This window comes from Vibrio sp. Vb1337 (assembly GCF_033338715.1).
GTDB classification, from domain to species: domain Bacteria; phylum Pseudomonadota; class Gammaproteobacteria; order Enterobacterales; family Vibrionaceae; genus Vibrio; species Vibrio alginolyticus.
The window spans coordinates 1-1,015 of the sequence record NZ_JAWOTD010000299.1 but is presented as its reverse complement, the minus strand read 5'-3'; the positions used below and the strand labels follow the sequence as shown (position 1 = coordinate 1,015).

The window sequence follows — 1,015 nt, the reverse complement described above, 5'->3', positions numbered from 1 at the left end:
AGGTTCGGTGGTGATGCGTAATCGCAGTGAAGGCGGCTTGATCGCCCAAATCAGTTTCCCGACCAAATAATCCTCTAAAACCAAAAAGCCCAACCAAAAATGTGGTTGGGCTTTTTAATTTCTAAGTACAAGTATTAAGACTCTTTCACTTCTTGAGCGACAAGTTCATCTTCTTCTGTCAGTTTTTCTGGAAGCAGCAAGTTCAGCAGTATCGCGGTGATACCGCCAGCAGCCACACCGGTTGAGAAGATGCTTTTAATAAACTCAGGCATAAACTGCAGAATCTCCGGTTTCTGAGCGATACCTAACCCCATCGAGAATGACAGCGCCATAATCAGAATCGCGCGGCGGTCGAGGTCAACACGCGAGATAATGCGCACGCCTGCAGCGGCAATGGTGCCGAACATCACGATGGTAGCGCCACCAAGTACAGGTTCTGGGATCAGCTGAACAAAACTGGCCACGCCCGGGAATAGACCAAGAATCACTAACATGCCCGAGATAAAGTAACCCACGTAACGGCTTGCGACGCCCGTTAGCATGATAATGCCGTTGTTTTGACTGAAGGTAGAGTTTGGAAAGCTGTTGAATACCGCAGCGATGGCCGAGTTCAGACCATCCGCTAATACCCCACCTTTGATGCGCTTCATGTAAATAGGGCCTTTAACCGGCTCGCCAGATACTTCAGACGTTGCGGTAATGTCGCCGATCGCTTCCAACGCCGTGATAAAGAAAATCAGCACGAGAGGGATAAATAGTGACCAGTCAAATGACAAGCCGTACTGCATCGGAATCGGTAGCGCAACGAGGTTGGTTTCCCCCAATTTTGAGGTGTCGACCATACCCATGAAGTATGCCATTACATAGCCAACCAGCATGGCAATCACGATCGAAGCCACGCGAATGTATGGGTTTTTAGAACGATTCAAAATCACAATTAACCCAAGTACGGTACCAGCGAGCGCCAGTTTGTCTAAGCTACCAAAAGTACCGTCGCCCATTGCAGCATAGCCTC

Annotated in this window: 1 protein-coding gene; it reads right to left on the bottom strand. The window is 49.0% G+C overall.

What is annotated here, in order from left to right:
- Positions 1–134 precede the first annotated feature (134 nt).
- On the bottom strand, positions 135–1,015 hold an 881-nt coding region (locus R7E42_RS25775), incomplete at its 5' end, for a solute carrier family 23 protein (protein WP_318073353.1).